Origin of the sequence: Salinibacter altiplanensis, from assembly GCF_002894645.1 — a bacterium.
Taxonomy (GTDB): Bacteria; Bacteroidota; Rhodothermia; order Rhodothermales; family Salinibacteraceae; genus Salinibacter; species Salinibacter altiplanensis.
The window spans coordinates 161424-186772 of the sequence record NZ_NCQY01000009.1 but is presented as its reverse complement, the minus strand read 5'-3'; the positions used below and the strand labels follow the sequence as shown (position 1 = coordinate 186772).

Here is a 25349-nt window from a genome sequence, read left to right as displayed (position 1 = left end):
GAATCGCGGTTTCGAGACTCTCCTGGAACCGAGCTTTGCAAGGCGAGCTTTTCCCGGATCGGTGGCGCTCACGGCAGCATCCGTATCGGCGTGGGCTGCGTCAACGAGGAGGAGCAAATCGACGAGGCGGCTCCGCCGCCCGGTGCTTCCTATAGGTCCCGGCCGCGGTCTCCGTCGGGCCCATTGTGCTCCGTTCCATCGGGAGGCGAATTAGAATCGCGGATGCACGACGATCCCGGGCCGTAACTGTCGGGCAACGCTCGCGACAAACAAAAGCCATTTGCAGGTACACCGCACCGTGAAGGCTGCGGGGAGACCTCACCCGCGACGCTGGAACGGCTCCCCACCAAGATCCCAGACCGACATGAACCGCGTCAGCCTGTGGACAGGCCTCCTCCTTGTGCTTCTCGGCGGCACCGCCCTTGCAGTCGGTGGGCTCGCCCCCGCGCCTGGGCCTGCCGCGGACCACGCCGCGACGGCCCAACCCGCCTACGTGTCCCACTACCTCGTCTTTGGGACGCGCGACGCGTCGGGCACGCCCCGCATGCTTGCGCTGGATTTCAACCGGACCGAGCACGACGACGGACGCGTCGCCTACGAGTACAAGCTCTTCGTCGGGCGCGGGGCAGACTGGTCGATGCCGGTCTACGAAACGTGGACGACGGCCCCAGACGCCGAGGTGCCACGCTTCCCGGCCCGAGGCGGCCTGGATCCCACGCTGACGGACGACGGCATCCTCCAGGTTACCGCCGATCTGCCGGACCTTGCCCTGGAAGTGCGCCCGGAGCCCTCGGCGTTTCCGTTTCCGAAGGACGACGAGAACGGTACAAACCGGACGGGTCATCCCGAGTTTGTCGTCCGGTGGAACGGAGAGACGTACCGGGGGGCGGGCGTCTACGAGCGCATCCGGCCCGGCGGTGCGGCCACGTCCCCCGAGGCCGCCGCGGAGCGGGAGCGAAAACTCGACGCGGGTGCGTCGTTCGGCCTGTACGACTGGATCGTGCTCTGCGACGACGAAGGCCGCCTCTGGCACGTGTCGCAAGGTACCCTGACCGCCGATTTTGCCTACCAGCAGGCCACCGGAGCGCTCCCCGGGCAGACCCGCGACGTGCTCGTGCGCTGGACGGCGACGGCCTACGACAAAAGGGCCCAACAGCACCGCCCCACGGCGTGGCTCGTCGACGTGCCGGCGTGGAGGATGCGCGTCCGGCTCCAGCGGCAGGGCGAACACCGCGGGCACGGATCGCCCCGGGACGATGGCACGCGCCCGGTCTACGTGCAGGCGGGTGTGGAGGGGCGCGGCCTCCTCCAGGGCGAGGCGCACCAGTTCTTCGGGATGGTCGAGCTCATTCGCGACTGACCGTTGGGGCCGAAGAAGAGTCAGACCGGCGTCAGTGCCCGAAAGGCTTCTAGCAGTTCCTGTGCCACCGGCCCGGGCGTGCCGTCGCCCACCGTCCAGTCGTCCACCTGCACGATTGGCATGACGCCCGTTGTGGTGCCCATCAAAAAGAGCTCTTCGGCGTCGGGCAGATCATCGACGGCCACCGGAAACTTCTCGACGGGAAGGCCACGGTCCTCGCAGAGCTCCAGCACGACCTCTCGCGTGATTCCGGGGAGGGTGCGGTTCGTGAACGGGTGCAGGGTCACCGTGCCGTCGAAGACGGCCGCCACGCTGGAGTGGGAGCCCTCCGTCACGAACCCGTCGCGCACCAGGAGCGCCTCGTAGGCCCCGGCCTCCTGGGCGGCCTGGTTGGCGAGCACGTTGGGAAGGTAGTTGAGGGACTTGATGTCGCAGCGGTCCCAGCGCTGGTCGGGCCGCAGGATCACTTTCACGCCATTCGCCCACTTGTCGAGCGGGGGCGCGTGGGCGCTGGCCCGGGCATAGACGGTCGGCTCCACGGGCGCGTCGGGGAACGCGTGCTGGCGCGGGGCGGCGCCGCGGGTAATCTGAAGATACACTTTGGCCGGGCCCTCGTCCAGGCCGTTGCGGGGCAGCAGCCCGCGGACGCGGGTCCAAAGGGTGTCGGTGTCGAGGCCGGTGATTTGGATGGCCGCCAGGCTGCGGGCGAGGCGCCGCCGATGAGCGTCGAGCTGGAACAGGGCCCCGTCTTCGGCGCGGGCCACCTCGTAGACGCCATCCCCGAATACAAAGCCCCGGTCGTCGGGGGAGATGGACACGTCGGCCCGGTCCATGTAGCTGCCGTTGAAGTAGACCGTCATTGCAGTGGATGCGTCTGACCAAGTCGAGCACGAGTTTCCCGCCAGGGGCGAGCCCAAGGTAAGGAGTTCAGGAGAGAAACGCAGTAGCATGCCCCGGCGGCCCGTCGTGTGCGCACCCCCAGGGTCTCCGCCGCTAGAGTTGACGTTGTGGAAAGAAATAGTTAACCATGACGTAGGGTTTGGGGCAACCCAACTCTGCAATGGTCCTCGTTCCTTAGCTCCCGCAAGTGCCGTGTCCCGCGATCGATCCGCTGAAGAGACGACGGTGTTTGCCATCTACTCGACGCGCCGCGACGCGGAGATGGCCCGGGAATACCTGCAGGAGTCGAACATCGAAGCGTTCGTGCAGGCCGACGACGCGGGCGGAATGCACCCGCAGATGCAGCGCCCGCACGGGGTAAAGCTGGTTGGAATGAGCAGCTCGGCCCAAGACGCCTACGAGGCTCTCGACGCGGCCGACCTCTTGCCGCAGCCGGTGGAGCGGCGGGGTGAACTCGATGCGGCGACCGATCCGGCGGACCTCACGATGACGACGGGCGGCGTGGCGGGGGGGCTCGGGGCCGCTGCGCTCCTGCTCATTCTTCTCTACTTCCTCCTTGCGTAGCGGCCGAGGCGGGGCCCGGTCGGCCTTCCTTGAACCTTGAGAAGCTGTTTGGCAGACGCTCTGTGGCCTGCGACTTTGTGGATCTCGTGCAAAAGGGCTTCTGCATTCGCCCGGTAGCTCCGCTACAGAGACTCACTTGGGCACCATTTTGCAGCTTCGCCCACTGTGTCTCGGCTGAACATCAATCCACCAAACAGCTTCTGAAGCTGCACGGGGGAGGTCCTGGGTTGGGCACCTCCTTCAGGGGGCCCTGCCCTTCGGCTCCGAGCGTCCCCGGAGCAATTGACAAACGACATCGGCCCGATTCGCACTTTCCCGCTCTGCTCAGGGCGCACTCTGAAAGCACTTCCTCGCTCTGCTCAGGGCGCACTCTGAAAGCACTTCCTCGCTTCGCTCAGGGCGCAGCCCAAGACTACTTCCTCGCTTCGCTCAGGGCGCAAGGCGTTCGAGGGTCCAGCTGGCGTCCGTGTCGTCGCGGCGATAGCGAAGGCGGTCGTGGAGGCGGTTGGGGCGGCCCTGCCAGAACTCGATCTCTGTGGGGCGCACCACGTAGCCGCCCCAGTGGGAGGGCCGAGGAATCTCGCCTTCGTCTCCGTATTCGGCCTTCACGGTGTCCAGGTTCTCCTCCAGGTCGGCCCGGTCATCCACGACGCGGCTCTGGGGAGAGGCCCACGCGCCCATCTGGGCCCCGCGGGGGCGGCGGTGAAAATACTCGGTCGACTCCTCTCCGGGCAGGCGCTGGACCGGCCCCCCGATGCGCACCTGTCGCTCGAGCGGCTTCCACAGAAAAACGAGCGCCGCGTGCGGGTTCTGGCTCAGGTCCGTTCCCTTGCGGCTCTCGTAGTTCGTGTAGAAGTGGAAGCCCCGATCGTCGAGGCCCTTCAGTAGCACGATGCGGGCGGAGGGTGTGCCGTCCGTGGCGGCGGTGGCAAGCGTCATGGCGTTCGGCTCCTCCAACTCCGCGTCTTCGGCCTCGTCGAACCAGTCCCGAAACTGCTCGATCGGGTCGTCGGTCACGTGGTCGCGGGAGAGCTTGGCCCGGGCGTACTCTTGGCGTAGGTCGGCAAGGGTGGACATGCAACGACATGGATTGTGACAAGGGCACGACAGGATCGCAACGACCGGTGCGACGCCCTCGTTTCGCGCCGTGGATGTCTGTTGCGGAGGGGTTACGCGTTGGAACGTTCTCCGTCGAACGCCCAACCGTCCCCATGCACTCATCGCCAGATCTCCATCCGCAGGCCGCGGTCGTTGCGGGGGGCAGAGTCATCTCGGGACGGGCACCGCTCGGCCGTGTCCGCGTGGAGGCGGCGGGCCGTCCAGCAGGCCGCGTGGGCGTCCAGCACGTCGTCGGTCCCGACGGGGCCGTCCGACAGGCCCGCGGCGACCGTCTCAACCGATGGAAACCCGTGGGCGGAAAGGAGGGCCGTGCGGACGGCCCGGCCCGTGTCGGTGTGCTTGCTCTCCTCGATCGGGGCGTTGCCGTTCATCGCGTAGAAGGCGAGCTCCGGGTGTACCTCGTAGACGCGGTCCTGCCGGGCGGGGGCCATGCGCTCGGCCAGGGCCCGTATCTTGGGGAGCAGGTGGAAGGCTTGTTTCGTGAGTCCGGGGGCGTCAGGGCCGCTGGCGCGATTGCGGCGCTGGGCCTCGTCGTAGGTCTTGGCCCCGAGGACCGCGTGTGCGGGGGGCGAAAAGACGCTGGTGCCCCGCGGGTGGCCCAGCAGTTGCCGGGCGGCCCGGTCACAGGTGCGTCCGCCGGGCCGGGCCCGGTCCGGCAGTCCAATGACCATGTCGACGCCAAGCACGGCCGGGGCCTCCGGCAGGGCGAACAGGGCGTCGGTGCCGTCAACGATGCGGCACCGCGTCGTGCCGGTACGGGGGCGGTGGAGAACGACGACCCAGCCGCCCCGGAAGCCGTCTGTGCCGGCCACCCAGGCATCGGTCTCGGTAGAAGAAGACATCGGGGAACGGTTGCGAATTTGCATTCCGTTTTACGTCCTTCCTCCAACATCTCTGACTGTGGGGTGTTGAGAATGATAGCGCTTTCACCCTAGACCTTCACTGCATGCTGTATGACCCTGCCCTTCTTCCTCGCAAGCCGTTTCGTAGCGGGCGAGACGCTTGAGGCCTCTCTTCCGGTCGTGGACACCCTCAATCAGGACGGGCTTCACGTGGCCCTCGACAAGCTTGGGGAGCACGTCGAGGACCGGCGGGAGGCAATCGCGGCCCGAGACGCCTACATCGACCTCGTCCGCACGATGGCCGAGCGGGACGACCACGGGCAGCGCAATCGCATCTCGATTAAGCTCTCAATGATGGGGCAGCTCCTCGATGAGGACTTCTGCGAGGACAACCTGCGGCGGCTCCTGGAGGTAGCGGCGAAGCACGACCTGTTTGTGCGGCTGGACATGGAGGGCAGTGCGCTTACCCAGTCGACGCTTGACCTCTTCGAGGCCGTGTACCCTGACTTCCCCGATCACGTGGGGCCGGTCCTGCAGGCCATGCTGAAGCGCACGGACCGTGACATCGACCGGATGTGCGAGCTGGGCGTGAGCGTGCGCCTCTGCAAGGGGGCCTACGCCGAGTCGGCCTCGGTCGCGTACCAGGACATGAGCCAAATCCGGGAGCGGTACCTCGACTATACAGAGCGGCTCCTTCAGCACACCGACTACTCCGGCATCGCCACGCACGACGATCAGCTCATCGAGGCGACCAAGTCCTTTGTCGACCGCCACGGCATTGACCGGGACGACTTTGAGTTTCAGATGCTCTACGGCCTGCGGCGCACCACGCAGCGGGAAATGTCCCAGGAGGGGTACAACATGCTCGTCTACGTGCCCTACGGCACCGAGTGGTTTCCGTACTTCTCCCGCCGCCTCCGCGAGAAGAAAGAAAACGTTTGGTTCGTCCTGCGCAGTCTCTTTCAGGGGTAGGGTAATGCATCAGTCGTGTGGGGCCCACGTGGTACGGGCCGCCGCCAGGAGGGCATCGGTTTGGGCATGGTGAAGGGCGTGCCGGATCCTCTTGCCCTCGTCGGAGGGCACGGCCTGGGCCGTGGTGCGGACGGGCGTTCCGGCGGTGGCCTCGGCCCGAAACTGCAGGGCGAGGCCGGTGCACCGGTGGACATCGAGCAGCGCGTTGGGAAGGGCGCCCAGGGCCCACTCCAGGTAGCGGACGCTGTTGACGTGCCGGTTGAGGTCGAGGTCGTGGTAGCGGGCCGTCCAGGCCGTTTCGTGGTCGACGCGGTTGGGGGTGGAGAGGTCCTCAAACGCGTGGGGCAGCGGCGGCGGCCGGCGGGGCATCTCCAGGTCGTAGAGCAGTCGGGGCGGGCGCACGGGGCGTCGCCGCTCGGTGTCGATAACGAACCACCGGCTCGTGGCGCGGCCCATCTCGGTATCGTCGACGGAGAGGAGGAACTCGCGCGTGGCGTAGAGGCCGTTCAGGCCCGACGGCCACGTCTCCACGGTGACGGCCTCGTCCCCGCCCGGCAACCGGTCGAGGTCGAGGTGCATGTGAGAGAGCACCCAGGCCTGGTTCTGCCCCCGCAGATGCCGCATCGACACGCCCAACGCGTCGGCATGATGGCCCGCCGCCTCCTGCAGGTATACGCACAGGGCAGGTGTCGACGCGGTCCCGTGCGGGGTGAGGTCGGACGTGCGGACCGAAACGGTCTCGGTCCAGGCGAGGGGCAAGGACATGACGGGGAAGAATGTGGCGCTACGCGGTGGCCTCGTCGCGGAGGGCCGACAAGGCCTGCTCGTGGACCGACAGGGCGTTCTCGTCGAAGAGGACGAACCGGACGTGGGCGACCGCGTCGAGGGTGGGGGCCACGTCGAGAACGGTGCCCACGGCAATGCGGGCCGCCTCGTCGAGGGGATACCCAAAGGCGCCCGTCGAGACGGCGGGGAAGGCGACGGAGGAAAGGTCGTTCTCCTCAGCGCGTGACAGGGCGTTCTCGTAGCCGGCCCGCAGCAGCGCATCGGACGGCTCATCGCGCCCGTACACCGGGCCGAGGACATGAATAATGTGATCGTTGGGGAGCGCATGGCCCCCGCTGACGACGGCCTCGCCGGGCTCAATCGGAGCCATGGGCCGCGTTTCTTCGGCGAGCTCTGGTCCGGCCGCCGAGTGGATGGCGCCCGCCACGCCGCCCCCGATCCGCAGCTGTGCGTTCGCCGCGTTGACGATGGCCTCCACGTCGGGCTGTTCCACGATGTTGCCCTTCGCCAGTGTGATCGTGAGGCCGGCCTTCGTGTGCGTCATGGCGGGTCCGTATGGGATTTGAAGAGAAGGACGATGAACAGGGTTGATGCTTCGGGGTACAGACTGTAGTCTCACGCCTCCATTGTGTTCGTTCTCCCGTGACTGCCCGCGCCCTCGCCTTCCTGTTCCGGCGCGCCCCTTGCCCCATGAAGTACGACCCGATCAAGGACCGGCTTGGTGATCTTGCGAGCCGCCATCCCCTGCTGCAACGGCTGCTCTTCGGGCTTCTCAACCTTCTCTTCCTGCGAGCGTGGTACGTGCGGCGGGCGGTGCGGCGGCTCCTCGGCGCCCTGTCGAATGATCGTCCGGCACGGGTGCTCGACGCCGGCACGGGGTTCGGGCAGTACGCCTATTTCGTGGCCCGCACGTTTCCCACGGCTCAGGTGCGGGCGGTCGACGTGAAGCAGGGCTACCTGGAGCGGGCCCGCGCCTTTGTCGACCAAACCCCGCAGGCCGACCAGATCGACTGGGCGATCGACGACCTGACGGATCTGCAGTCGGAGGGGCCGTTCGACCTGATCCTGGCGGTGGACGTGATGGAGCACATCCCCGACGACGAGGCGGTGTTCGAGCACTTCGAGCGCGTGCTGCGGCCGGGTGGGCATGTCATCATCAATACCCCTTCGGATCAGGGGGGCTCGGACGTGCAGGACGAGGACGACGAGAGCTTTATCGGGGAGCATGTGCGGGAGGGCTACGGGCGGGCCGAGCTTGCCGAGAAGCTCCGGGCGGCGGGGCTGGAGCCGGTGCGGGGGCTCTACACCTACGGGCCGTACGGCTCCGCGGCGTGGCGGGGGCTCATCAAGTGGCCCATGCAGATGCTCGGGACAACGTGGGCGTCGCTTCTGGTGCTCCCGTTCTACTACGCCGCGGTGCTGCCCCTGGGCCTGCTGCTCAATGCGACCGACATGGAGTGTGACAACGCACGGGGCACGGGACTCTTCATGGTTGCCCGTCGCCCGCCAACGGCAGGGTAGTGGAACGGGCGCCGGGGAAGAGCGTGGTCTTATAGAGTGTTCACACTTCCTTTACGGACGATAAATTTGTAGCCTCCGCTCCCGCCGAACACCGGCCCGATAGGGCGGTTCCTGACGGCGGCACAGACGGACGCCGTGAACTGCTCAGTGTCGTCCAGTGCCTCCTGTTTCTTCTGTCGGGAGGCTTGTGATGCCTGCCCGCGTTCCCAAACGGCATTCTGCGCACGCTCTCTTGACCTCGACGAACGCTCCCCCGACCATGACTGTGAACAGCATCATGCGCTGCGACGTCGTGACGGTCTCGCCGGATGCGGCCCTCATAGACATTCGCGAGCGCCTTCAGGAGGGCGGCAACCACATGCTCGTCGTCGAGGAGGGGGCGCTTCGCGGAGTGATCTCGGATCGGGACGTCCTGAAAGCGATCAGTCCCTTTCTGGACGCCTACAGCGAGAAGCACCATGACATGGAGGCGCTCAGCCGATCGGCGTCGGAAATCATGCAGGGGGACCCCATCACGGTCGCCCCCAACACCTCCATTGAGGAGGCCTCCCAGACGCTGCTCGACAACCGGGCATCGTCGCTGCCGGTGGTGGACGAGGGGGATCTCCTCGGCATCGTCACTGGGAAGGACATGTTGGAGTATTATGTCTCAGAGGAGGTGTGATTGAAAGAGGCGCCGTTCGAGGGAAGATGCGAATGCCGGTCGGGATCTGTTGCTCGTCAAGAGGAGGGCTTGATCCTCGACGGACTCCCTTGGTGGACCGGCACAAGGCAACAGTGATTCTCCCCGGATTTTCCTGGGCGGTGCGGCAACGGCACTGATGAGACCTGTTGCTTCCCGCCGCTGTCTTCACGGCACGCGTGCTCTTCCTCGACCTCGCATTGCTCAGTTTCCCTGAGGACCGCAGGCGAGCCGCCGCCGCGGACAGCGAACGGCCACACCGAGCGGCCTGAATTGATAAAGCCCCGTAGGGGGCCCTATCTTGAAAGTAGAGTCCGCACGTCAGGGGCCCGTCGTCGTTTCTCCTTCCAATCCTCTCCCGTACTGTGCAAACCAAGTACATCTTCGTCACCGGCGGCGTCACGTCCTCGCTCGGCAAGGGCATCTTCAGTGCCTCCCTGGGGCGCCTGCTTTCCGACCGCGGGCTCGACGTGACAATTCAAAAGTTCGATCCTTACATCAACGTCGACCCGGGGACGATGAACCCGTACGAGCACGGCGAGGTGTACGTCACCAACGATGGTGCCGAGACGGACCTTGATCTGGGGCACTACGAGCGCTTCCTCGACCAGCCCACCAGCCAGGCCAACAACGTGACCACCGGGCGGGTGTACATGGAGGTCATTAGCAAAGAGCGGGAAGGGGCGTACTTGGGCAAGACTGTGCAGGTGGTGCCCCACATCATCGACGAGATCAAGCACTGGATGTTGAAGCTGGGGGAGACGGAAGACTACGACGTCGTGATCACCGAGATCGGCGGCACCGTGGGCGACATCGAGGGCCAGCCCTACCTGGAGGCCATCCGCCAGCTGCGCAACGAGCTGGGGCCCCGCAACACCATGATCGCCCACCTCACGCTCATTCCCTACCTCCGCGCGGCGGGCGAGCTGAAGACGAAGCCCACACAGCACTCCGTGAAGGAGCTGCTTGCCCACGGCCTCCAGCCGGACACCATCGTCTGTCGGTCGGAGCGGTCCATCACCGCGGAGGTACGGCGCAAGATTTCCCTCTTTTGCAACGTGGAGGAGGAGGCCGTCATCCAGATGCTCGACGCGGAGTCGATCTACGAGGTGCCCCTTCTGCTCCGCGACGAGGGCATAGGCGAGCTCGTCGTCGACCGCTTCTATCCCGAGCGTGGAGACGATGGGCGATGCAGCGACACGCCCGACCTGAGCAACTGGATCGGATTTCTGAAGCGCCTGAAAAACCCAGAGGAAACGATTCCCATTGCCCTCGTGGGAAAATATGTGGAGCACCAAGACGCCTACAAATCCATCACTGAAAGCTTCATCCTTGCGGGCGTGCCCGACGAGGTTCAGGTGAAGGTCAAGTACGTGCCCTCGGAGGCCCTGTCGCCGGACAATGTAGAGTCGCAGCTCGGAGATGTGGCGGGCATTCTCGTGGCGCCCGGGTTTGGGGATCGGGGGGTGGAGGGCAAGATTCTCGCGGCCCAGCATGCCCGCGAGCAGGACGTTCCCTTCTTCGGCATCTGCCTGGGCCTGCAGTGCGCCATCATCGAGTTTGCGCGGCACGTGTGCGGATGGGACGGGGCCCACTCCACCGAGTTCGACGAAGAGACCGCCTACCCGGTGATCGACCTCATGGAGGAGCAGAAAGAGATCTCCGACAAAGGGGGCACCATGCGTCTCGGACAGTACGACTGTCGCCTTCAGGAGGACTCTCACGCCCACGGGGTGTATGGGGCCGAGAGGGTACAGGAACGGCACCGGCATCGGTACGAGGTCAACAATGTCCTCCGCTACAAGCTGCTGGAGGAAGGCATGTGCTTTAGCGGTGTGAACCCCGACACGGACCTGGTCGAGATCATGGAGCTGCCCGACAAGCGCTGGTTCCTGGGCGTGCAGTTCCACCCGGAGTACCGGACCACCGTGGGGAATCCCCATCCGCTGTTTCGGTCGTTCGTGCGGGCGTGCACGTCCTACGCCCACGAGGAGGGCCTGGCGACCTCTCCCCAACCGCCCGAGCGGAAGGCAGTCCCCCTCGCGTCGGTCGACATGTAGCCCCCGGTTTGCAGACGGGCAGACCGAGCGCACGCGGCTCGCGGAGAATTCGGTAGAGCCCCGCGAAGAGAACTACAGCGTCCGGATGAGGCCCAGCACGCGACCGACGACGTAGTAGTCGGACTCCGTCGGGGAGAACGTTTCCTTCGCGTAGTGGGGGGCGGCCGGCCGCAAGTGAATCTTGCGGTTGGCGAACTCGAACTCCCGCGCCAACAACTGGTCCTCGAGGAGTACTGCCACGAGGGTCTTGTTGTCCAGGTCGTCCCACTCCCGTTCCTCGATCAGGAGGAGGTCTCCCTTCTGGATGCCCGTCCGGGTCATCCCGTCGTCGCCGGCTCGCCCGAGGAGACAATCGTCGGGGGTCCGGACATCGCGCAAGAGTTGGGGATCGACGGACAGGGTTCCGGCTGGCCGCTCGCGCAGCCGCTCGGGATGGTCACTGGGCGTGCGGCTCACGATCGGAAGATTCGGAGGGCCTCCGCCTTGTCCGAGCGGAGCCCGTTCCGGCTCGGCAAGCTGGATGCTTCGGGCCTTGTGTTTCTCACGCTCGATCCAGCCCTTCTCCTCAAGCTTCTGGAGAAGCTTGTAGACCCCGTTTGTCGACGCGATCCCCAGGGCATCCCCAATCTCCTGCAGAGTGGGGGGCTTCCGATGACGATCGAGGTACTGCTCGATAAAATCGTACGCCTGGTTCTGGCGTTGGGTGAGGGGGGCCTTGGCCATAAGGAAGACGTGGAGGACGGGGGCGATTGGACTACGAAGGCGCGATGGAGGGGCGGAATGTCGTCGCCGAACATCCCAATCCCTGGTTCCCACAAACATATGTGCACCCGCCCCAGTCGGGCAAGGAAAAAGGGTGAAAATATTTTCTTCAAGGGGTGAAAACATTTTCTGAAGGTTCTAAAATCGACGGAAGTGGCTTGCAATTTTACATGTGTGCGTGGCTCGTTCCAGAGAAAGACGGAGGATGATCGGCGTATGTGGACGCTGAGCCTTGACATTGGCCGGGAACCGCGTACATTGTGGGGCGCGTGGGGAAATGTGGGGAATCGTCCCAGGATGGACTTCGCTTCTCTGCCCTCGTGTGCCGCTCTGCCGTGCCCCCGGTGGGGCCTCCTCCGTCATGGCGTTCAAAGGACAGGCCGAATATTCCGTCGATAGCAAGGGGCGGGTGGCCATTCCGGCCAAGATGCGGAAGTCCCTGGCGCCCGCCGCGAACGAGACATTTACCATCACGCGGGGGTTCGAGGATTGCATTTTTCTCTACCCGATGGACGAGTGGACCGACATTGAAGAGGAGATCGATGCGTTAAACATGTACGATCGAGAGGTCCGCAACTTCGTCCGCCTCATCATGCGGTGGGCCAGTGAGGTCTCCCTCGACGGGCAGGGGCGCATCAGCATTCCAAACTCGCTAATCGATTTCGTGGAGCTCGACGGGTCGGCGCTCATCTTGGGGGCGTTCGACCACATTGAGATTTGGGACCCGGAACAGTTCGACGGATACCTCAACGAGCAGCCCGACGACTACGAGACGCTCGCCGAGAGTGTCATGAGGTAGAGACAACAGGTAGAGACAACTTCCCGCAGCGATGTGGACAAGAGCTGATGTCAGCCGACGATTCCCAGAACGATCCTGCACCGGACGACGAAAAGCCTCTCCGGTACGCCACCGACTTCCACGCCCCTGTTCTTTCACACGACGTACAGGCCCGGCTCGTCACGGACCCGTCCGGATGCTACGTGGATGCAACCCTCGGCGGTGGGGGGCACGCCCGAGCCCTGCTCGATGAACTCGGCCCCGACGGGGTTGTGCTCGGCATCGACCGGGACCCGCAGGCCCTGGCGGCGGCCCGCGATCGCCTCGCCGATGAGCGCGAGGCGGGGCGCTTCCGGGCCGTGCACGGCACCTTCGGAAACCTCCGAGACGTGTTGACGGCCGAGGCCCTCGCGCCCATCGATGGGCTGTTGCTTGACCTCGGCGTCTCGTCTCATCAGATCGATGCGCCCGAGCGAGGCTTCAGTTTTCGGGACGAGGGCCCGCTCGACATGCGGATGGATCCGCAACGGGGGCTCACTGCACGGCAGATCGTGAACGACTGGGGGGAGCGTGACCTGCACGATGTGCTCCGCGAGTACGGGGAGGAGTCGCGGGCGGGCCGTGTCGCTCGGGCTCTGTGCGACGCTCGTCCGCTCGACACGACGCGTGACCTGGCGGCGGTGGTGGAAGGCTGTGTGCCGCCCCCCGACACGGTCAAGACCCTGACGCGCGTCTTTCAGGCGCTCCGCATCGCGGTAAATGCGGAGCTGGACGAGCTGGAGGACGTGCTGGAGCAGGCGACGAAAGAGATCCGCACGGGGGGGCGCATCGCCGTGATTAGCTACCACTCGTTGGAAGACCGGCGGGTGAAGCGGTATCTCCGCTACGGCAATTTTGAGGGCGAGCCCCGCCGCGACCTGTACGGCACCCTCGTAGCGCCCTGGGCCGAGACGCCCCGTGGCCCCATTGAGGCCAGCGATGCGGAGATCGAGGCCAACCCCCGGGCGCGAAGCGCACACCTTCGGGTGGCCGAACGCCGGGACGACGACGAGGCCGGGCGCCCGGTCCCGCCGCTCTCGTGAGGGGGCGCTCAAACATTCGATTCGAGACCGCACCATGAGCAGACGAAACGACTCTTCACGTACAGGACGCTCCCCGACCGGGCCCTCCCTGTGGCACGGACGCGGAGACGGGGCTCCGGGGGACCCTGCGGCCTCGAGCGCGGCGTCCGACGGCTGGGTGCGGCACGGCACGGCACTTCCGGGCTGGACCGATCTCGAGCCATCGCAGAATCGGCGCCGACACGCGTCCGGTGACGCGTTTCTGGAAGACGTGTCGACCCTTCGCTTTTCACTCTTCATTCTCGCCGTTGCGGGGATGTTTACCCTCTACGTAGGACACGTTCACGCCACGACCGACCTGTACAACCAGCTTCAGCAGGCCCGGACCGAAAACCAGCGCCTGCACCTCAAGCACAACCGCCTGCAGGGCGAGTTCGGTCGCCGCGTCGGCCCGTCGGTCATCTACGAGCGGGCCCGCGCACTCGGGCTGCAGGAAAGCGTCACGTACGGACCGCCGATCACCGTCGAATCGCCGCCCACCAAATAGCCGCCCACTAAATAACAGCGTGGACATACGGGGGCGTCCTGGCGTCCCCCACGATTCACTACTTAAATCCTCAACCACCATGAAGCCCAAAGATCAGATTTTGGCCCGGATGTACGTGGCGCTGACGCTGTTGGGCCTCGCGCCACTGGCCATTGCGGTGCAGATGGGCCAGATTGTGCTGACCGAAACCGACACGCTCCGCGATCAGGTGCGGGCGCAGGCCCGCTCCTCGGTGACGATTCCGGCCATGCGCGGCGCCATTCTGGACCGGAACGGGCGGGGCCTCGCAACCAACACGGCCCGGTACGACCTGTCCGTGGACCCTACGGTGGAGGGGTTTCAGAAGCAGGCGGGAACGTTCTTTGACAAGTTGGGCACCCTGACTGGCGTTTCGGCGTCCCGGTACCGGCGGCAGGTGCGTAACCGGCACAGCCCGCAGTACGTGAAGCTGCGCGAGGAGCTCACGCCGGGCCAGCACGAGACCATTCAGGAGTGGGACGTGCCGGGTGTGATTCTTACCCCGGAGTTCGGCCGGCGCTACAACTACGGCACGACGGCGGCCCACGTGATTGGACATGTGGGGGACGGGGGGCACGGCCTTGCCGGGCTGGAATTGGCGTACGACGACACACTGACGGGCACGCCCGGGCGCCGCATCGTGCGGCGAGACCGGAGCGGTCGCATCGAGGCGTACGTGGGGGGGACGGTGGTCCAGCCCGAGCGGGGCGACGACCTCCTGCTTACCCTTGACCTAACGCGGCAGGCCGCCCTCGAAAATGAGCTCCGTCGCGGCGTGCGGGAAAGTGGGGCGGAGTGGGGCACCGCCGTGGCGATGGACCCGAGCACCGGGGGCATTCTCGCCCTGGCCAACGTGCCCACCTACGATCCCAGCCGCCCCGGCCGGGCCTCCGCCGCGGCACGGCGCAACCGGGCCCTTACGGACCGCTTCGAGCCGGGATCTACGTTTAAACTCGTCGGGGCCACCGCGGCCATCGAGCAGGACCTCGTGTCGCTCGACGACTCGGTCGAGACCGGCGACGGGTGGGCCGTCTTCCACGGCTACACGATGAAGGACGTCCAGGCGCACGGGACGATCTCGTTTGCCGATGTCATTGCGAAGTCGAGCAACGTAGGCATGGCCAAGACGGTGACGAAGCTCGACCGGGGCACGTTCTACCAGTACGCCCGCAACATGGGCTTCAGCCAGCCCACGTGGGTTGACCTCCCGGGCGAGGTGGGCGGGGTACTGAAGCGGACGCCTCAGTGGAGCGCGACGACTCAGACCTCGATGGCCATCGGCTACGAGGTGTCGGTCACGCCGCTCCAGCTGCTCACGGCCTACAGCGCACTGGCGAACGGTGGACTCATCAAGCGTCCCTACGTCGTTGCCGAACGGCGGGACGTGACGGGCAAAACGCTCTGGAAGAACGAGCCGGAGACGATCCGTCGGGCCTTTCGGCAAGAGACGGCCGATACGCTCCGCTCCGCCTTCAAGCGCGTTGTGGAACGTGGAACGGGCACCAACGCCCAGGTCGAGGGCCTCCGCGTGGCCGGAAAAACAGGCACGGCCCTTCAGGTGGCGGAGGGCGAGTATTCGGCGGACGAGACCCGGGCCTCCTTCGTCGGCTTCTTTCCTGCCGACGCCCCGGAGGTAGCGCTGCTCGTGGTGCTCGGGTCGCCCACCGGCGGGCCCCATGGCGGTGAGGTGGCTGCGCCGGTGTTTCGGCGGGTGGCGCGCCGATGGGCCGGTACGTTCCCAACGGTCGTGGCCCGGACGACCCCGGAGCCGTCGTCCGTCTCGGCCGCGTCGTCGGTTGATGCCCGCTCCCCAACGGACACGCTCCCGCCGGGCCGGCCGGACGTGATGCCCGACCTGACTGGTCTCAGCACGCGCCGGGCAGTAACGTGGCTGCGCGAGCGAGACATCGAGCCACAGCTTCAGGGGATGGGAACGGTGGTGCAGCAGCGGCCCCGTCCCGGCGCTGCCCTCCCGACGACTCGTGTTCTTCTCACGGCCGCTGAGTGAGCCGATGCCGGGCCCTACATCAACACAGACTGAGCACGCCGAAGAGGCGGTGCCTGCCCCCCTCCCGTGGCCGACGCTGCGGCGTCGGTTGCAAAAGGCAGGCCTGTTGGCCGGGACGACCGCGGGAGCGAAGGCCCCGGCCCCGGACTCCCTTGTCCTCGACGGCCTGACAGACGACAGTCGGGCGGTGACGCCGGGCGATGGCTTCGTCGCGATTCGCGGCGTAGACGCCGACGGCCACTCGTTCATTGACATGGCGGTAGAAAACGGGGCACGTCTTGTCGTGTGCGAGGCGCTGCCCGAGCAGGCGCGCAGGCGCTTCCCCAAGGTCATGTTTGCCCGCGTCGCGGATACGCGAACGGCCCTGGCCGAGGGGGCAGCGGCCCTGTACGGCGACCCGGCCGACGAGCTGCGCCTCGTGGGCGTGACGGGCACCAACGGAAAGACCACGGTCGCCGTCCTCGTCCACCATCTTCTGGAGGCCCTCGGGACGACCACCGGGCTGCTCAGCACGATCGAGGTTCGGGCGGGGGACGAGGCGACCTCCCCGGCGCTCACGACGCCGGGGCCGCTGGTCCTGCACCGTCGGCTGCGACGCATGGTAGACCGCGGATGCGTGGCCTGTGTGATGGAGGCATCGTCCCACGCCCTCGATCAAGACCGCGTGCACGGGCTCGACTACGAGGTGGCAATCTTCACCAACCTCTCGGTCGACCACCTCGACTACCACGATACGGCGGCGGCCTACCGCGCGGCGAAGAAAACGCTGTTTGATGGGCTTGGGGCCGACGCGACGGCCCTCTACAACGCCGACGATGGGGACGGCCCCGCGATGGTGGCCGATACGGACGCTGACCTCGTGTCCTTTGCGATCGATGAGACTGCGGACATTGAGACGACCGTCCTGGGGGCCCGGATCGACGGCCTGCGGCTGCGCCTCGATGGGCGGGAGCGCGATGTCCGGCTGGCGGGGCGCTTCAACGCCTCCAACCTGACGGCGGCCTACGGGGCCGGCACGGCCCTGGGCCACGCGCCGGATGCCGTGGCCGACGCCCTTGCCGAAGCGCCGCCGGTGCCGGGTCGCTCCGAGCCGTTGCGTTTTGAGGATGGCACGACGGTGATCGTCGACTACGCCCACACGCCCGACGCGCTGGAGACCATCCTGCAGGCTGTGCGCGCCACGATGCCCGAAGGCGCTGCGCTCTGGTGCGTATTTGGCTGCGGGGGGGACCGGGACCCGAGCAAGCGCCCGACGATGGGCCGCATCGCCGAGCGGCTCGCCGACCGCGTCGTCGTAACCAGTGACAACCCGCGCACCGAGGCGCCGGTGACCATCCTCCGTGACATTCGCGGTGGGGTGGAGCGGCCGGAATCGATGCGCTGGATTGTGGACCGGGAGGAGGCCATTCAGGCCGTCGCCGATGCGGCGGGGCCGGGCGACGTGGTCGTGATTGCCGGCAAAGGCCACGAGACGACACAGACCATCGGCACGGACACACGCCCCTTCGACGATCGCGAGATGGCACGCCAATATTTTGGGTGATGCGTCGGGATGGGCACGGCCCGTCCTCGGTGTGTCCCCCGACGCTCACACGCAATGCTCTACTACCTCATCGATTACATTGAGCGGCTCTACCACCCGCCGGGGTTCCAGGTGATTCGGTTCATCACTGTGCGGGCGGCCCTGGCCTCCATCACGGCACTCGGCATCGCACTGGGGGCGGGCCGGGGCATCATCCGGTGGCTGGGGCGGCAGCAGTTGGGGGAGCAGGTGCGGGAAGGCGAGGCGGCTGGGGCCATCAGCCACGCCCACAAAGCGGGCACGCCCACGATGGGCGGCATCATCATCCTGCTGTCTGTGGGGGGGGCGACGCTGCTCTGGGGGGCCGTCGCCAATACGTACGTGTGGCTCTCTCTCGTAGCGATGGGCGGGCTCGGTGTGGTCGGCTTTGCCGACGACTACGTGAAGACGGTGAAGAAGCAAAAAGACGGCCTCAATGCCTGGTACAAGGTGGCGGGACAGGTCACGATTGGCCTTTTCGTAGGGGGCGTCCTGTACTTCCATCCCGACTTTGCGGCGTACAATACGTTCACGTTCATTCCCTTTCTGAAAGATCGGGTGCTCGATTATGACCTGTTCCGGTTCTGGGCACTGGGGGTCGACCTCGGATGGGTCGTCTACCTCCCGGTGGTCGTGTTTATCGTAACGGCGGTCTCCAACGCCGTGAACCTAACCGACGGCCTCGACGGCCTCACGACGGGCGTGACGGCGTTTGTGTCGCTCGGGCTCGTCGCTCTGGTGTACATCTCCGGCAATGCGGAGTTTGCGACGTTTCTGAACGTAATGTATCTGCCGGGCACCGGAGAACTGACCGTGTTCATGGCGGCCGTCACGGCGGCCTGTTTCGGGTTTCTCTGGTACAATGGATACCCGGCGACGGTCTTCATGGGCGACACCGGTGCACTCGCGCTCGGGGGGGCGGTGGGAAGCACGGTCCTCATGGTGCGCAAGGAGCTGCTGCTGCCGCTGCTCGGCATCGTGTACTTTGCCGAGGCCGTCTCGGTCATCCTGCAGACGGGCTACTTCAAGTACACGCGGCGCCGCACCGGCACTGGGAAACGGGTCTTCCGGATGGCGCCGCTGCATCACCACTACGAGGCCCTCGGCCTTCACGAGGCGAAGATCGTGACGCGCTTTTGGATTGTGACCGCCATTACCGTGATCGCCGCTCTGCTCATCCTTCGCATCCGTTGATTCCGGCCGAGGGGGCCCGGTCCCCAGACTCGGCTGCTGGACGGTTGAACCGCTGACTCGTTACAGACTACGACCCGTGATGCGTGACCGGTGATCGATCATCGCCAGGCTTTCTCCTGCGTCCCTCCTCCCGTACCAAGCCCGGAAGAGGGAACAGCACTCAGAAATTCGTCCCTGCAAAAACGTTCGGGTTCCTTCATGATCCCAGAGGAAGTGCACACAAAGCGAGCCACCGTGGTCGGCGGCGCCCGGAGTGGGCGTGCCGTGGCGCGGCTGCTGGCCGAGGCCGGGGGCGAGGTGTTTCTGACCGAGCAGGACGCCCCCTCGGGCGGCACCGCAGCGGCCCTCAATGCGGCCGGGATCGAGTATGAGTTCGGGGGGCACACGGCCGATGCCCTCGACGCCGACTTTCTCGTGCTCAGCCCCGGGGTCCCCACGCAGGCGACCATCGTGCAGCGGGCGCTGCGGGCCGGGCTCGCCGTGTACTCCGAGATCGAGGCGGCGTCCTGGTTCTGCGATGCGCCCATCGTGGCCATTACTGGCACCAACGGGAAGACGACCACGACGAGCCTCACCGGGCACGTCCTCCGAACGGCATTTGCGGACGCCCCAGACCGCGAGGTGATCGTGGCCGGCAACATCGGGTACCCGTTTTCCGACTGTGTGCTCGACGCGGAGCCGACGGACGTGGTGGTGCTGGAGGTCTCCAGCTTTCAGCTCGACCACGTGGACACCTTCCGCCCACGTGTGAGTGTGGTGCTCAACATTACGCCCGACCACCTGGGGCGCTACGACCACGACTTTGGGGCCTACGCGCAGGCCAAACACAACATTTTCTGCAACCAGGGCGAGGGGGACGTGGTGGTCTACAACCGGGACGATGGCGACGTGCGGGGCGCCGCGGAGCAGGCGGCTGCGGAGCAGGGCGTCCGCCCGATGGCCATTACGAGGCAAGAGGTGCCGGCGGCCGGCGCCGGTCTGCGAGACGATCGCATCGTGCTTCGAACCGACGAGGAGGACGACCCGCTTATGCCCCAAAATGAGCTTGCCCTTCGGGGGCGGCACAACGTGTACAATTCGCTCGCGGCTGCCGTCTCGGCCCGTGTGATGGAGGTGGAGAACGACGTGATCCGCGAGAGCCTGTCCGGCTTCGAAGGCGTGCCGCATCGGCTGGAGGAGGTGTGTACGGTCGACGGCGTGCTGTACGTCAACGACTCGAAGGCCACCAACGTGAACGCCGTCTGGTACGCCCTGGAGAGCTTCGACCGGCCCATCGTGCTGATTGCTGGGGGGCGGGACAAAGGCAACGACTACACGGATCTCAAGCCGCTGGTCCGCGATCAGGTCCGGGCGGTGGTGGCGCTCGGAGAGAGTGCCGAGACGGTAATTCGAGAGCTCGGAGCCGAGGCGGATGTGCACCACCGGGCCGATACCATGGAGGCGGCCGTGCGCCAGGCCCGGCACGCGGCGCAGCCGGCCGACGTGGTGCTGCTGAGCCCGGCGTGCTCCTCCTTCGACATGTACGAGAACTATGAGGATCGGGGCGACACCTTTCGCCGCCTCGTGGAGACGATGCTGTGATGCGTGAAGAGTGATGCGTGAAGAGAGATGCATGAGACGTGACGTGTGAGAAGGAAGGGCACGTGTCACGACGCACGCATCCCGCGACTCCGTCCTTCATGTAGGGACGCTCGATTGTAGACGACTGCCCATGAGCGTTATTCAATCTCTTCGACATAAGGTCACCGACCGCGCGCCGGCGGACAAGTACGTGGTGTGGATCGTGCTGGCGCTGTCGGCGGTCGGGGTCGTGGCGGTGTACAGCGCCGTCACGTATTTGGCAGAGGTACGGGCCGGGACCGAGCCGGTGCACTTCCTGCTGCGTCACCTCGTCCGGGTGGGCATTGCCCTGGGGGCGATGGGAGGGGTGAGCCTCATCGACTACCGCACGCTGGCCCGGTACAGCCGGGTGGCGCTCGTGGGGGCTCTGCTCCTGTTGGTTGCCGTGAAGGTCGTTGGGCTCTTCTCGGGGGGCGCCGACCGCTGGTTGCAGATTGCCGGGATCGGGTTTCAGCCGTCGGAGCTCGCGCGGGTGGCGCTGATCTTTTACGTGGCGGTGCTGTTGGTGAAGAAGCAGGACTACGTGAAAAGCTTTAGCCGCACGTTCCTCCCGGTGCTGGTGTGGGTGGGGCTGACGGTGGGGCTGATTGGCCTGGACGACCTCTCAACGGCCCTGATGCTGCTGCTCGGCGTGCTGCTGATGAGCTTCGTGGGGCGCGTGAGCCTCCTCCAGATTGGAGGGCTCGTCGTGCTGGGCGGTGCGCTGGCGTTTGGCGTCCTGTCGACTTCCCCCGACCGGGCTGCTCGCCTGGAGGCGTACCTCGGCATGAACCTGTTTCCGAACACCGACACGGAGCAGGTCATGAGTGCGAGGGGGGAGCAGTATCAGTCTCGGCAGGCCCGCATGGCGTTTGCGGCCGGGGGACTGACCGGGGTGGGACCGGGAAAGAGTGTCCAGCGCGACTTCCTTCCGGAGCCCTACAACGACTTTATTTTCGCGATCATTGCGGAGGAGTACGGCATCTTCGGGGCCCTCGTCCTGCTGGCCGGGTTCTTCGTGCTGCTCTTTCGTGGGTGCCTTCGCATTGCGCGGGACGCCCCCGACCCCCTCGGGCTTCTCCTGGCGGTTGGGGTCACCACGCTGGTCGTGACGTACGGGTTCGTGCACGCCGGAGTGGCCAGTGGGCTGTTGCCGGTGACGGGCCTCCCGATGCCGTTTGTCTCGTACGGCGGCACGTCGCTGCTGGCCAACGGCATCATGATTGGAGTCCTGTTGAATATCTCCCGCCACGCGGGACCGAGCTCTGCTGAGCGGATTTGAGGGGCTCCATCTTAACATTCGTTCGGGCCTCCGGGCCCATTGACGACGTTTTCGAACTGCCATGAGCGCACGTGCGCCACACATATTGATGGTGGGGGGGGGCACCGGGGGACACGTGTACCCGGCCATTGCCATTGCCGATGCGGTGCGGGCCCTCCGTCCGGACGCCCGAATCGTGTTTGCGGGGACGCAGGATCGGCTCGAGGCGCGGGCGGTTCCGGAGGCAGGCTACGCCCTTCACCCCATCACGGCACAGGGCCTTCAGCGCCGGGCCGTGGCGTCCAACTTCCTGCTGCCGATCCGTGTGGCGCAGGGCCTGATGCAGAGCTGGCGCCTGGTCGGGGCCATCGGGCCCCACGTCGCGGTGGGCACGGGGGGGTACGTGGCCGCCCCGGTGCTGATGGCGGCGTGGCTCCGCGGACGGCCCCTCCTGGTACAGGAGCAAAACGCCTACGCCGGCCTCACCAACCGGGTGCTCTCGCGCCTCGCGGTACGCACCCATCTCGCCTTTCCTGAGGCGAAAGACTGGGTGCCCGCCGAGCACGCGGTGGTGAGTGGCAACCCGACCCGCCAGTCGCTGCAAAACACAGATCCGGCCGCGGCCCGGGCCGCCCTCGATTTTCCAAAGGACGGGCGTGTGGTGCTGGCAATGGGAGGGTCGCTGGGCAGCGCGGCCATCAACGGGGCGATCCAGGACAACCTCGATGCCTTGCTGGCCAAGGACGACGTGCACGTGGTGTGGCAGACCGGCCCCCGGTACCACGACGACCTGATCGAAGAAGTCGACCCACACCCGCGGCTCCGCGTCGTCGAGTACATCGACCAGATGGGGCACGCCTACGCCGCGGCCGACCTCGTGGTGTGCCGGGCCGGGGCGCTCACCTGCAGCGAGCTGACGGTTACCGGCACGCCCGCCGTGCTTGTGCCCTCGCCCAACGTGACAGCCGACCATCAGACCAAGAACGCGCGCAGCCTGGAACAGGCCGGGGCTGCCATCCGGCTGGACGAGGAGGACCTCGAGGCCCGGCTGGACACGGTGCTCCTGGACGTGCTTGGCGACCCCGAGCGGCGGGCCCAGATGGCCACGGCCGCTCGGGAGCGGGCCCGGCCCGACGCCGCAGAGACCATTGCCCGCGACGTGCTCGCCCTTGCGGATCGCTACCGCACAGCCTAACTCAGATTCTTTCTCACTGGCCCACGGGCCTTGCCCCGGGCCCCTCGGAGACGACGCTCCAACCGACCCCAACTGAACACGATGGCTGAACTCCGCACGCAACCGGCTCTGGGCCGCATCCGCCAGGTCCACATGGTGGGCATCGGCGGCATTGGCATGAGCTCCATCGCCGAGGTGCTTCTCAACCGTGGCTACACCGTGACGGGCTCGGACCTGGAGCGTAGCGACGTGACCGAACGCCTCGAAGCGGAGGGGGCTACCATCCACGAGGGCCACGCCGCCGAGCAGGTGGGCAAGGCCGACGTGGTGGTGTATTCCAGTGCCGTCGACCCCGACGACAACCCGGAAACCCGTGAGGCCGAACGCCGCCGCATTTCGCTCATCCCGCGGGCCGAGATGCTGGGCGAGCTGATCCGGATGAAGTTTGGGGTTGGCGTGGCCGGCACCCACGGCAAGACAACCACGACTTCCATGGCGGGACTCGTCGTGGCGGAGGGCGGCTTTGACCCGACGGTGATCGTGGGGGGGAAGGTAACGGCCTTCGGCTCCAACGCCATTACGGGCGAGGGCGACGTCATCGTAATTGAGGCCGACGAATACGACCGCACGTTCCTGCGCCTCACGCCGTCGTTGGCCGTCATTACGAGCATCGAGGAGGATCACCTCGACGTGTACGAGGACCTGGACGACATCAAGGCCGCCTTCACGCAGTACGCCAACAGCGTGCCGTTCTTCGGGGCCGCCATCCTGTGCCTCGATGACCCGAACGTGCAGGCCATCGTGGGGGACGTGGAGCGCCGGGTCGTCACCTACGGCACCACGCGCCAGGCCGAGGTGCGGGCCGAGAACATCCGACGGGACGAGATGACGACCCGGTTTGACGTAGCGGTGCGGGGCGAGCGCCTCGGCCCCATTGAGCTTCACGTGCCCGGCCTGCACAACGTGCGGAACGCGCTTGCCGCGGTGGCGGTGGGCCAGGAGCTCGATATTTCATTCGAAAGGGTGCGCGACGGACTCGGCACCTTCACGGGCGTCCGCCGCCGGTTCGAGAAGAAGGGAGAAGCCGCAGGCGTCACGGTGCTCGACGACTACGCCCATCACCCGACCGAGATTGAGGCAACCCTGGACGCGGCGCATCAGGGCTTTCCCGACCGCCGCGTGGTCGCCGTCTTTCAGCCGCACATGTACTCTCGCACCCAGAACTTCATGGACGCGTTCGCGCGCTCCTTCTTCAACGCCGACGTCCTCGTGCTGACCGACGTGTACGGGGCGCGCGAGGCCCCGATTGAGGGCGTCACCGGCGGGCGCCTGGCCGAGCGGGCCGAGCAGTTTGGCCACCGCGCCGTGCACTACGTGTCGGACAAAACGGACCTGCCGGGTCGTCTTCAAGAGCTTGCTGAGCCGGGCGATGTCGTCCTAATGCTGGGGGCGGGGGACATCTGGCGGGCCAGCGAGACGTTCGTGGACCTGCTCAACGAGAATGGTCAGAAAGTAGCCCAATGAGATCAACCTCTTTTCGAACGTGTGATGCGTGACGAGTGACGCGAGTGATACGTGAGCGGCGATGTGCGGCCTGAGCCTCACGCCTTGCGTTTTGCGCCTCACGCTTCACGGTTGGCCTCGGCGAATACGCCAATTACTGCTTCTGTACTCATGAATCGAGACTCGCCCTCTACATTTGGACGCCGGGTCCTCCGCCTCGGAGGCGTGGGGCTCCTCCTCGCAGGGGGGGTCGCGCTGGGCCTACTGGGCTGGCAGTGGCGGGCGAACGTGACTGTGGCGCGCGTGACGGTTGCCGGCACGCAACACGCCGCGCCCGACACGGTGCGCCGCCTCGCTCGGGTGGACTCCGGCACGGCGATGATGGAGGTGGAGCCGACCCTCGTGGCCGACCGGGCGGCCCGCCATCCGTGGGTGAAGGGCGCGACCGTAGAGACGAAGTGGATGCACGGCGTCCTCGCGCTCACGGTGACGGAGCGCACCCCCGCGGCGCTCGCACTGGATGCGCGAGGCCGTCCGGCCTACTACCTCGACCGGGGCGGCCACGCAATGCCCCTGCCCGACAGCGCCGGGTACGACGTGCCGCTCGTTCGGGGGCTTGGGGCCGAGGCCCCCTGGACGCGGCCGGACACCGTACAGAGCCCGTCGTCGCTGCGCCGGGTACTGCGGGCCCTCCCCGAGACGGGCGTGGCCGACCTCGTGGCTGAAATCGAGGTGCAGTCCGACGACACGATCCGACTTACGACGACCCCGATCGGGGCGCACGAGGCGTTGCCGGTGCACCTCGGGAACGGCGACGTGCCTCAGAAATTGCGCACCCTCCGTGCCTTTGCCCGGCAGGTTCTCACAACGTCCCCGGAGGAGCCGATCGAGCACATCGATCTCCGTTTCGACGAACAGGTGGTGACCCGTACACAATCGCTCGACGGATAGCATGCACGATCCATTCCTCACACCGCGCCGTCCTTTGCTCTGTGATGGGAGACGCGTGGTGCGTGAGTCGTGAGGCAGCACGCGCAGTCACGCGTCACGAATCACGATTCAGCCTGACATTGACCC

At 66.4% G+C, this 25349-nt stretch carries 23 protein-coding genes; 17 read left to right on the top strand and 6 right to left on the bottom strand.

The window, feature by feature from the left end:
- The first annotated feature begins 364 nt into the window (after window positions 1–364).
- Window positions 365–1360 (top strand): hypothetical protein, encoded by a 996-nt coding sequence (locus tag B7R93_RS04075; protein ID WP_103019552.1) that lies wholly within the window; start codon window positions 365–367, stop codon window positions 1358–1360.
- Between the two features lie 20 nt (window positions 1361–1380).
- Here the strand turns inward: B7R93_RS04075 and B7R93_RS04070 are convergent, their stop codons facing one another.
- Window positions 1381–2220: an aminotransferase class IV gene (locus B7R93_RS04070; RefSeq protein WP_103019551.1), complete on the bottom strand. Its 840-nt coding sequence runs from the start codon at window positions 2218–2220 to the stop codon at window positions 1381–1383.
- A 232-nt stretch (window positions 2221–2452) separates the two neighbouring features.
- Here B7R93_RS04070 and B7R93_RS04065 point away from each other — a divergent pair, with 232 nt between their 5' ends.
- Complete coding sequence (locus tag B7R93_RS04065; RefSeq protein WP_232797996.1) at window positions 2453–2824, top strand: hypothetical protein; 372 nt, start codon at window positions 2453–2455, stop codon at window positions 2822–2824.
- Between the two features lie 429 nt (window positions 2825–3253).
- Here the strand turns inward: B7R93_RS04065 and pdxH are convergent, their stop codons facing one another.
- Together pdxH and B7R93_RS04055 are read right to left on the bottom strand one after the other, a co-directional pair.
- Entirely contained in the window at window positions 3254–3901 is a 648-nt protein-coding gene (pdxH, locus tag B7R93_RS04060; RefSeq protein WP_103019549.1) for a pyridoxamine 5'-phosphate oxidase, read from the bottom strand.
- A gap of 140 nt (window positions 3902–4041) precedes the next feature.
- Window positions 4042–4785, bottom strand: a complete 744-nt coding sequence (locus B7R93_RS04055; RefSeq protein ID WP_103019548.1) for a DUF429 domain-containing protein — start codon at window positions 4783–4785, stop codon at window positions 4042–4044.
- Window positions 4786–4896: 111 nt separating this feature from the next.
- Between B7R93_RS04055 and B7R93_RS04050 the strand changes: the two genes are divergently transcribed.
- The gene (locus B7R93_RS04050; RefSeq protein WP_103019547.1) at window positions 4897–5757 is read left to right on the top strand and encodes a proline dehydrogenase family protein; all 861 of its coding nucleotides are present in this window, start codon (window positions 4897–4899) and stop codon (window positions 5755–5757) included.
- A 9-nt stretch (window positions 5758–5766) separates the two neighbouring features.
- On the opposite strand, the gene B7R93_RS04045 is transcribed toward B7R93_RS04050, so the two are convergent.
- The gene (locus B7R93_RS04045; protein WP_103019546.1) at window positions 5767–6522 is read right to left on the bottom strand and encodes an acyl-[acyl-carrier-protein] thioesterase; all 756 of its coding nucleotides are present in this window, start codon (window positions 6520–6522) and stop codon (window positions 5767–5769) included.
- A gap of 19 nt (window positions 6523–6541) precedes the next feature.
- Complete coding sequence (locus B7R93_RS04040) at window positions 6542–7087, bottom strand: macro domain-containing protein (RefSeq protein WP_103019545.1); 546 nt, start codon at window positions 7085–7087, stop codon at window positions 6542–6544.
- Window positions 7088–7185: 98 nt separating this feature from the next.
- Here B7R93_RS04040 and B7R93_RS04035 point away from each other — a divergent pair, with 98 nt between their 5' ends.
- From B7R93_RS04035 to B7R93_RS04025, 3 genes are all read left to right on the top strand, one after another.
- Complete coding sequence (locus B7R93_RS04035; RefSeq protein ID WP_232797995.1) at window positions 7186–8064, top strand: class I SAM-dependent methyltransferase; 879 nt, start codon at window positions 7186–7188, stop codon at window positions 8062–8064.
- A 259-nt stretch (window positions 8065–8323) separates the two neighbouring features.
- Window positions 8324–8728, top strand: a complete 405-nt coding sequence (locus B7R93_RS04030) for a CBS domain-containing protein (protein ID WP_232797994.1) — start codon at window positions 8324–8326, stop codon at window positions 8726–8728.
- 383 nt (window positions 8729–9111) lie between these two features.
- Complete coding sequence (locus tag B7R93_RS04025; protein WP_103019543.1) at window positions 9112–10806, top strand: CTP synthase; 1695 nt, start codon at window positions 9112–9114, stop codon at window positions 10804–10806.
- 72 nt (window positions 10807–10878) lie between these two features.
- Here the strand turns inward: B7R93_RS04025 and B7R93_RS04020 are convergent, their stop codons facing one another.
- Window positions 10879–11529: a LexA family protein gene (locus B7R93_RS04020; RefSeq protein WP_103019542.1), complete on the bottom strand. Its 651-nt coding sequence runs from the start codon at window positions 11527–11529 to the stop codon at window positions 10879–10881.
- A 400-nt stretch (window positions 11530–11929) separates the two neighbouring features.
- Between B7R93_RS04020 and mraZ the strand changes: the two genes are divergently transcribed.
- From mraZ to B7R93_RS03965, 11 genes are all read left to right on the top strand, one after another.
- Window positions 11930–12367, top strand: a complete 438-nt coding sequence (gene mraZ, locus B7R93_RS04015) for a division/cell wall cluster transcriptional repressor MraZ (RefSeq protein WP_103019541.1) — start codon at window positions 11930–11932, stop codon at window positions 12365–12367.
- A 47-nt stretch (window positions 12368–12414) separates the two neighbouring features.
- Entirely contained in the window at window positions 12415–13428 is a 1014-nt protein-coding gene (rsmH, locus tag B7R93_RS04010; protein ID WP_103019540.1) for a 16S rRNA (cytosine(1402)-N(4))-methyltransferase RsmH, read from the top strand.
- A 34-nt stretch (window positions 13429–13462) separates the two neighbouring features.
- The gene (locus B7R93_RS04005; protein WP_103019539.1) at window positions 13463–13954 is read left to right on the top strand and encodes a hypothetical protein; all 492 of its coding nucleotides are present in this window, start codon (window positions 13463–13465) and stop codon (window positions 13952–13954) included.
- Between the two features lie 79 nt (window positions 13955–14033).
- Window positions 14034–15980 carry a penicillin-binding transpeptidase domain-containing protein gene (locus tag B7R93_RS04000; protein WP_103019538.1) on the top strand — a complete coding sequence of 649 codons (1947 nt, stop codon included), beginning with the start codon at window positions 14034–14036 and terminating at the stop codon, window positions 15978–15980.
- 49 nt (window positions 15981–16029) lie between these two features.
- On the top strand, window positions 16030–17523 hold the full coding sequence (locus B7R93_RS03995; RefSeq protein WP_232797993.1) for a UDP-N-acetylmuramoyl-L-alanyl-D-glutamate--2,6-diaminopimelate ligase: 1494 nt from the start codon (window positions 16030–16032) through the stop codon (window positions 17521–17523).
- Window positions 17524–17577: 54 nt separating this feature from the next.
- Window positions 17578–18735 carry a phospho-N-acetylmuramoyl-pentapeptide-transferase gene (gene mraY, locus B7R93_RS03990; protein ID WP_103019536.1) on the top strand — a complete coding sequence of 386 codons (1158 nt, stop codon included), beginning with the start codon at window positions 17578–17580 and terminating at the stop codon, window positions 18733–18735.
- Window positions 18736–18933: 198 nt separating this feature from the next.
- A complete protein-coding gene (murD, locus tag B7R93_RS03985) occupies window positions 18934–20316 on the top strand; it encodes a UDP-N-acetylmuramoyl-L-alanine--D-glutamate ligase (protein ID WP_103019535.1) in 1383 nt (460 codons plus the stop codon).
- A 130-nt stretch (window positions 20317–20446) separates the two neighbouring features.
- A complete protein-coding gene (locus tag B7R93_RS03980) occupies window positions 20447–21616 on the top strand; it encodes an FtsW/RodA/SpoVE family cell cycle protein (protein ID WP_103019534.1) in 1170 nt (389 codons plus the stop codon).
- A 61-nt stretch (window positions 21617–21677) separates the two neighbouring features.
- Window positions 21678–22790 carry an undecaprenyldiphospho-muramoylpentapeptide beta-N-acetylglucosaminyltransferase gene (murG, locus tag B7R93_RS03975; RefSeq protein WP_103019533.1) on the top strand — a complete coding sequence of 371 codons (1113 nt, stop codon included), beginning with the start codon at window positions 21678–21680 and terminating at the stop codon, window positions 22788–22790.
- 81 nt (window positions 22791–22871) lie between these two features.
- Complete coding sequence (gene murC / locus B7R93_RS03970) at window positions 22872–24293, top strand: UDP-N-acetylmuramate--L-alanine ligase (RefSeq protein WP_103019532.1); 1422 nt, start codon at window positions 22872–22874, stop codon at window positions 24291–24293.
- 150 nt (window positions 24294–24443) lie between these two features.
- Complete coding sequence (locus B7R93_RS03965) at window positions 24444–25223, top strand: cell division protein FtsQ/DivIB (RefSeq protein WP_103019531.1); 780 nt, start codon at window positions 24444–24446, stop codon at window positions 25221–25223.
- Window positions 25224–25349: the final 126 nt, after the last annotated feature.

Excerpts from the sequence above, each read along its gene's own strand:
- B7R93_RS03980 (WP_103019534.1), top strand. The coding sequence starts at position 20,447 with ATGAGCGTTATTCAATCTCTTCGACATAAGGTCACCGACCGCGCGCCG.
- rsmH (WP_103019540.1), top strand. The coding sequence starts at position 12,415 with ATGTCAGCCGACGATTCCCAGAACGATCCTGCACCGGACGACGAAAAG.
- B7R93_RS04055 (WP_103019548.1), bottom strand. The coding sequence starts at position 4,785 with ATGTCTTCTTCTACCGAGACCGATGCCTGGGTGGCCGGCACAGACGGC.
- B7R93_RS04045 (WP_103019546.1), bottom strand. The coding sequence starts at position 6,522 with ATGTCCTTGCCCCTCGCCTGGACCGAGACCGTTTCGGTCCGCACGTCC.
- murG (WP_103019533.1), top strand. The coding sequence starts at position 21,678 with ATGAGCGCACGTGCGCCACACATATTGATGGTGGGGGGGGGCACCGGG.
- B7R93_RS04070 (WP_103019551.1), bottom strand. The coding sequence starts at position 2,220 with ATGACGGTCTACTTCAACGGCAGCTACATGGACCGGGCCGACGTGTCC.
- murC (WP_103019532.1), top strand. The coding sequence starts at position 22,872 with ATGGCTGAACTCCGCACGCAACCGGCTCTGGGCCGCATCCGCCAGGTC.
- B7R93_RS04050 (WP_103019547.1), top strand. The coding sequence starts at position 4,897 with ATGACCCTGCCCTTCTTCCTCGCAAGCCGTTTCGTAGCGGGCGAGACG.
- murD (WP_103019535.1), top strand. The coding sequence starts at position 18,934 with ATGATCCCAGAGGAAGTGCACACAAAGCGAGCCACCGTGGTCGGCGGC.
- B7R93_RS04040 (WP_103019545.1), bottom strand. The coding sequence starts at position 7,087 with ATGACGCACACGAAGGCCGGCCTCACGATCACACTGGCGAAGGGCAAC.
- B7R93_RS03965 (WP_103019531.1), top strand. The coding sequence starts at position 24,444 with ATGAATCGAGACTCGCCCTCTACATTTGGACGCCGGGTCCTCCGCCTC.
- B7R93_RS04030 (WP_232797994.1), top strand. The coding sequence starts at position 8,324 with ATGACTGTGAACAGCATCATGCGCTGCGACGTCGTGACGGTCTCGCCG.
- mraY (WP_103019536.1), top strand. The coding sequence starts at position 17,578 with ATGCTCTACTACCTCATCGATTACATTGAGCGGCTCTACCACCCGCCG.
- B7R93_RS04075 (WP_103019552.1), top strand. The coding sequence starts at position 365 with ATGAACCGCGTCAGCCTGTGGACAGGCCTCCTCCTTGTGCTTCTCGGC.
- B7R93_RS04000 (WP_103019538.1), top strand. The coding sequence starts at position 14,034 with ATGAAGCCCAAAGATCAGATTTTGGCCCGGATGTACGTGGCGCTGACG.
- B7R93_RS04020 (WP_103019542.1), bottom strand. The coding sequence starts at position 11,529 with ATGGCCAAGGCCCCCCTCACCCAACGCCAGAACCAGGCGTACGATTTT.
- mraZ (WP_103019541.1), top strand. The coding sequence starts at position 11,930 with ATGGCGTTCAAAGGACAGGCCGAATATTCCGTCGATAGCAAGGGGCGG.
- B7R93_RS04005 (WP_103019539.1), top strand. The coding sequence starts at position 13,463 with ATGAGCAGACGAAACGACTCTTCACGTACAGGACGCTCCCCGACCGGG.
- pdxH (WP_103019549.1), bottom strand. The coding sequence starts at position 3,901 with ATGTCCACCCTTGCCGACCTACGCCAAGAGTACGCCCGGGCCAAGCTC.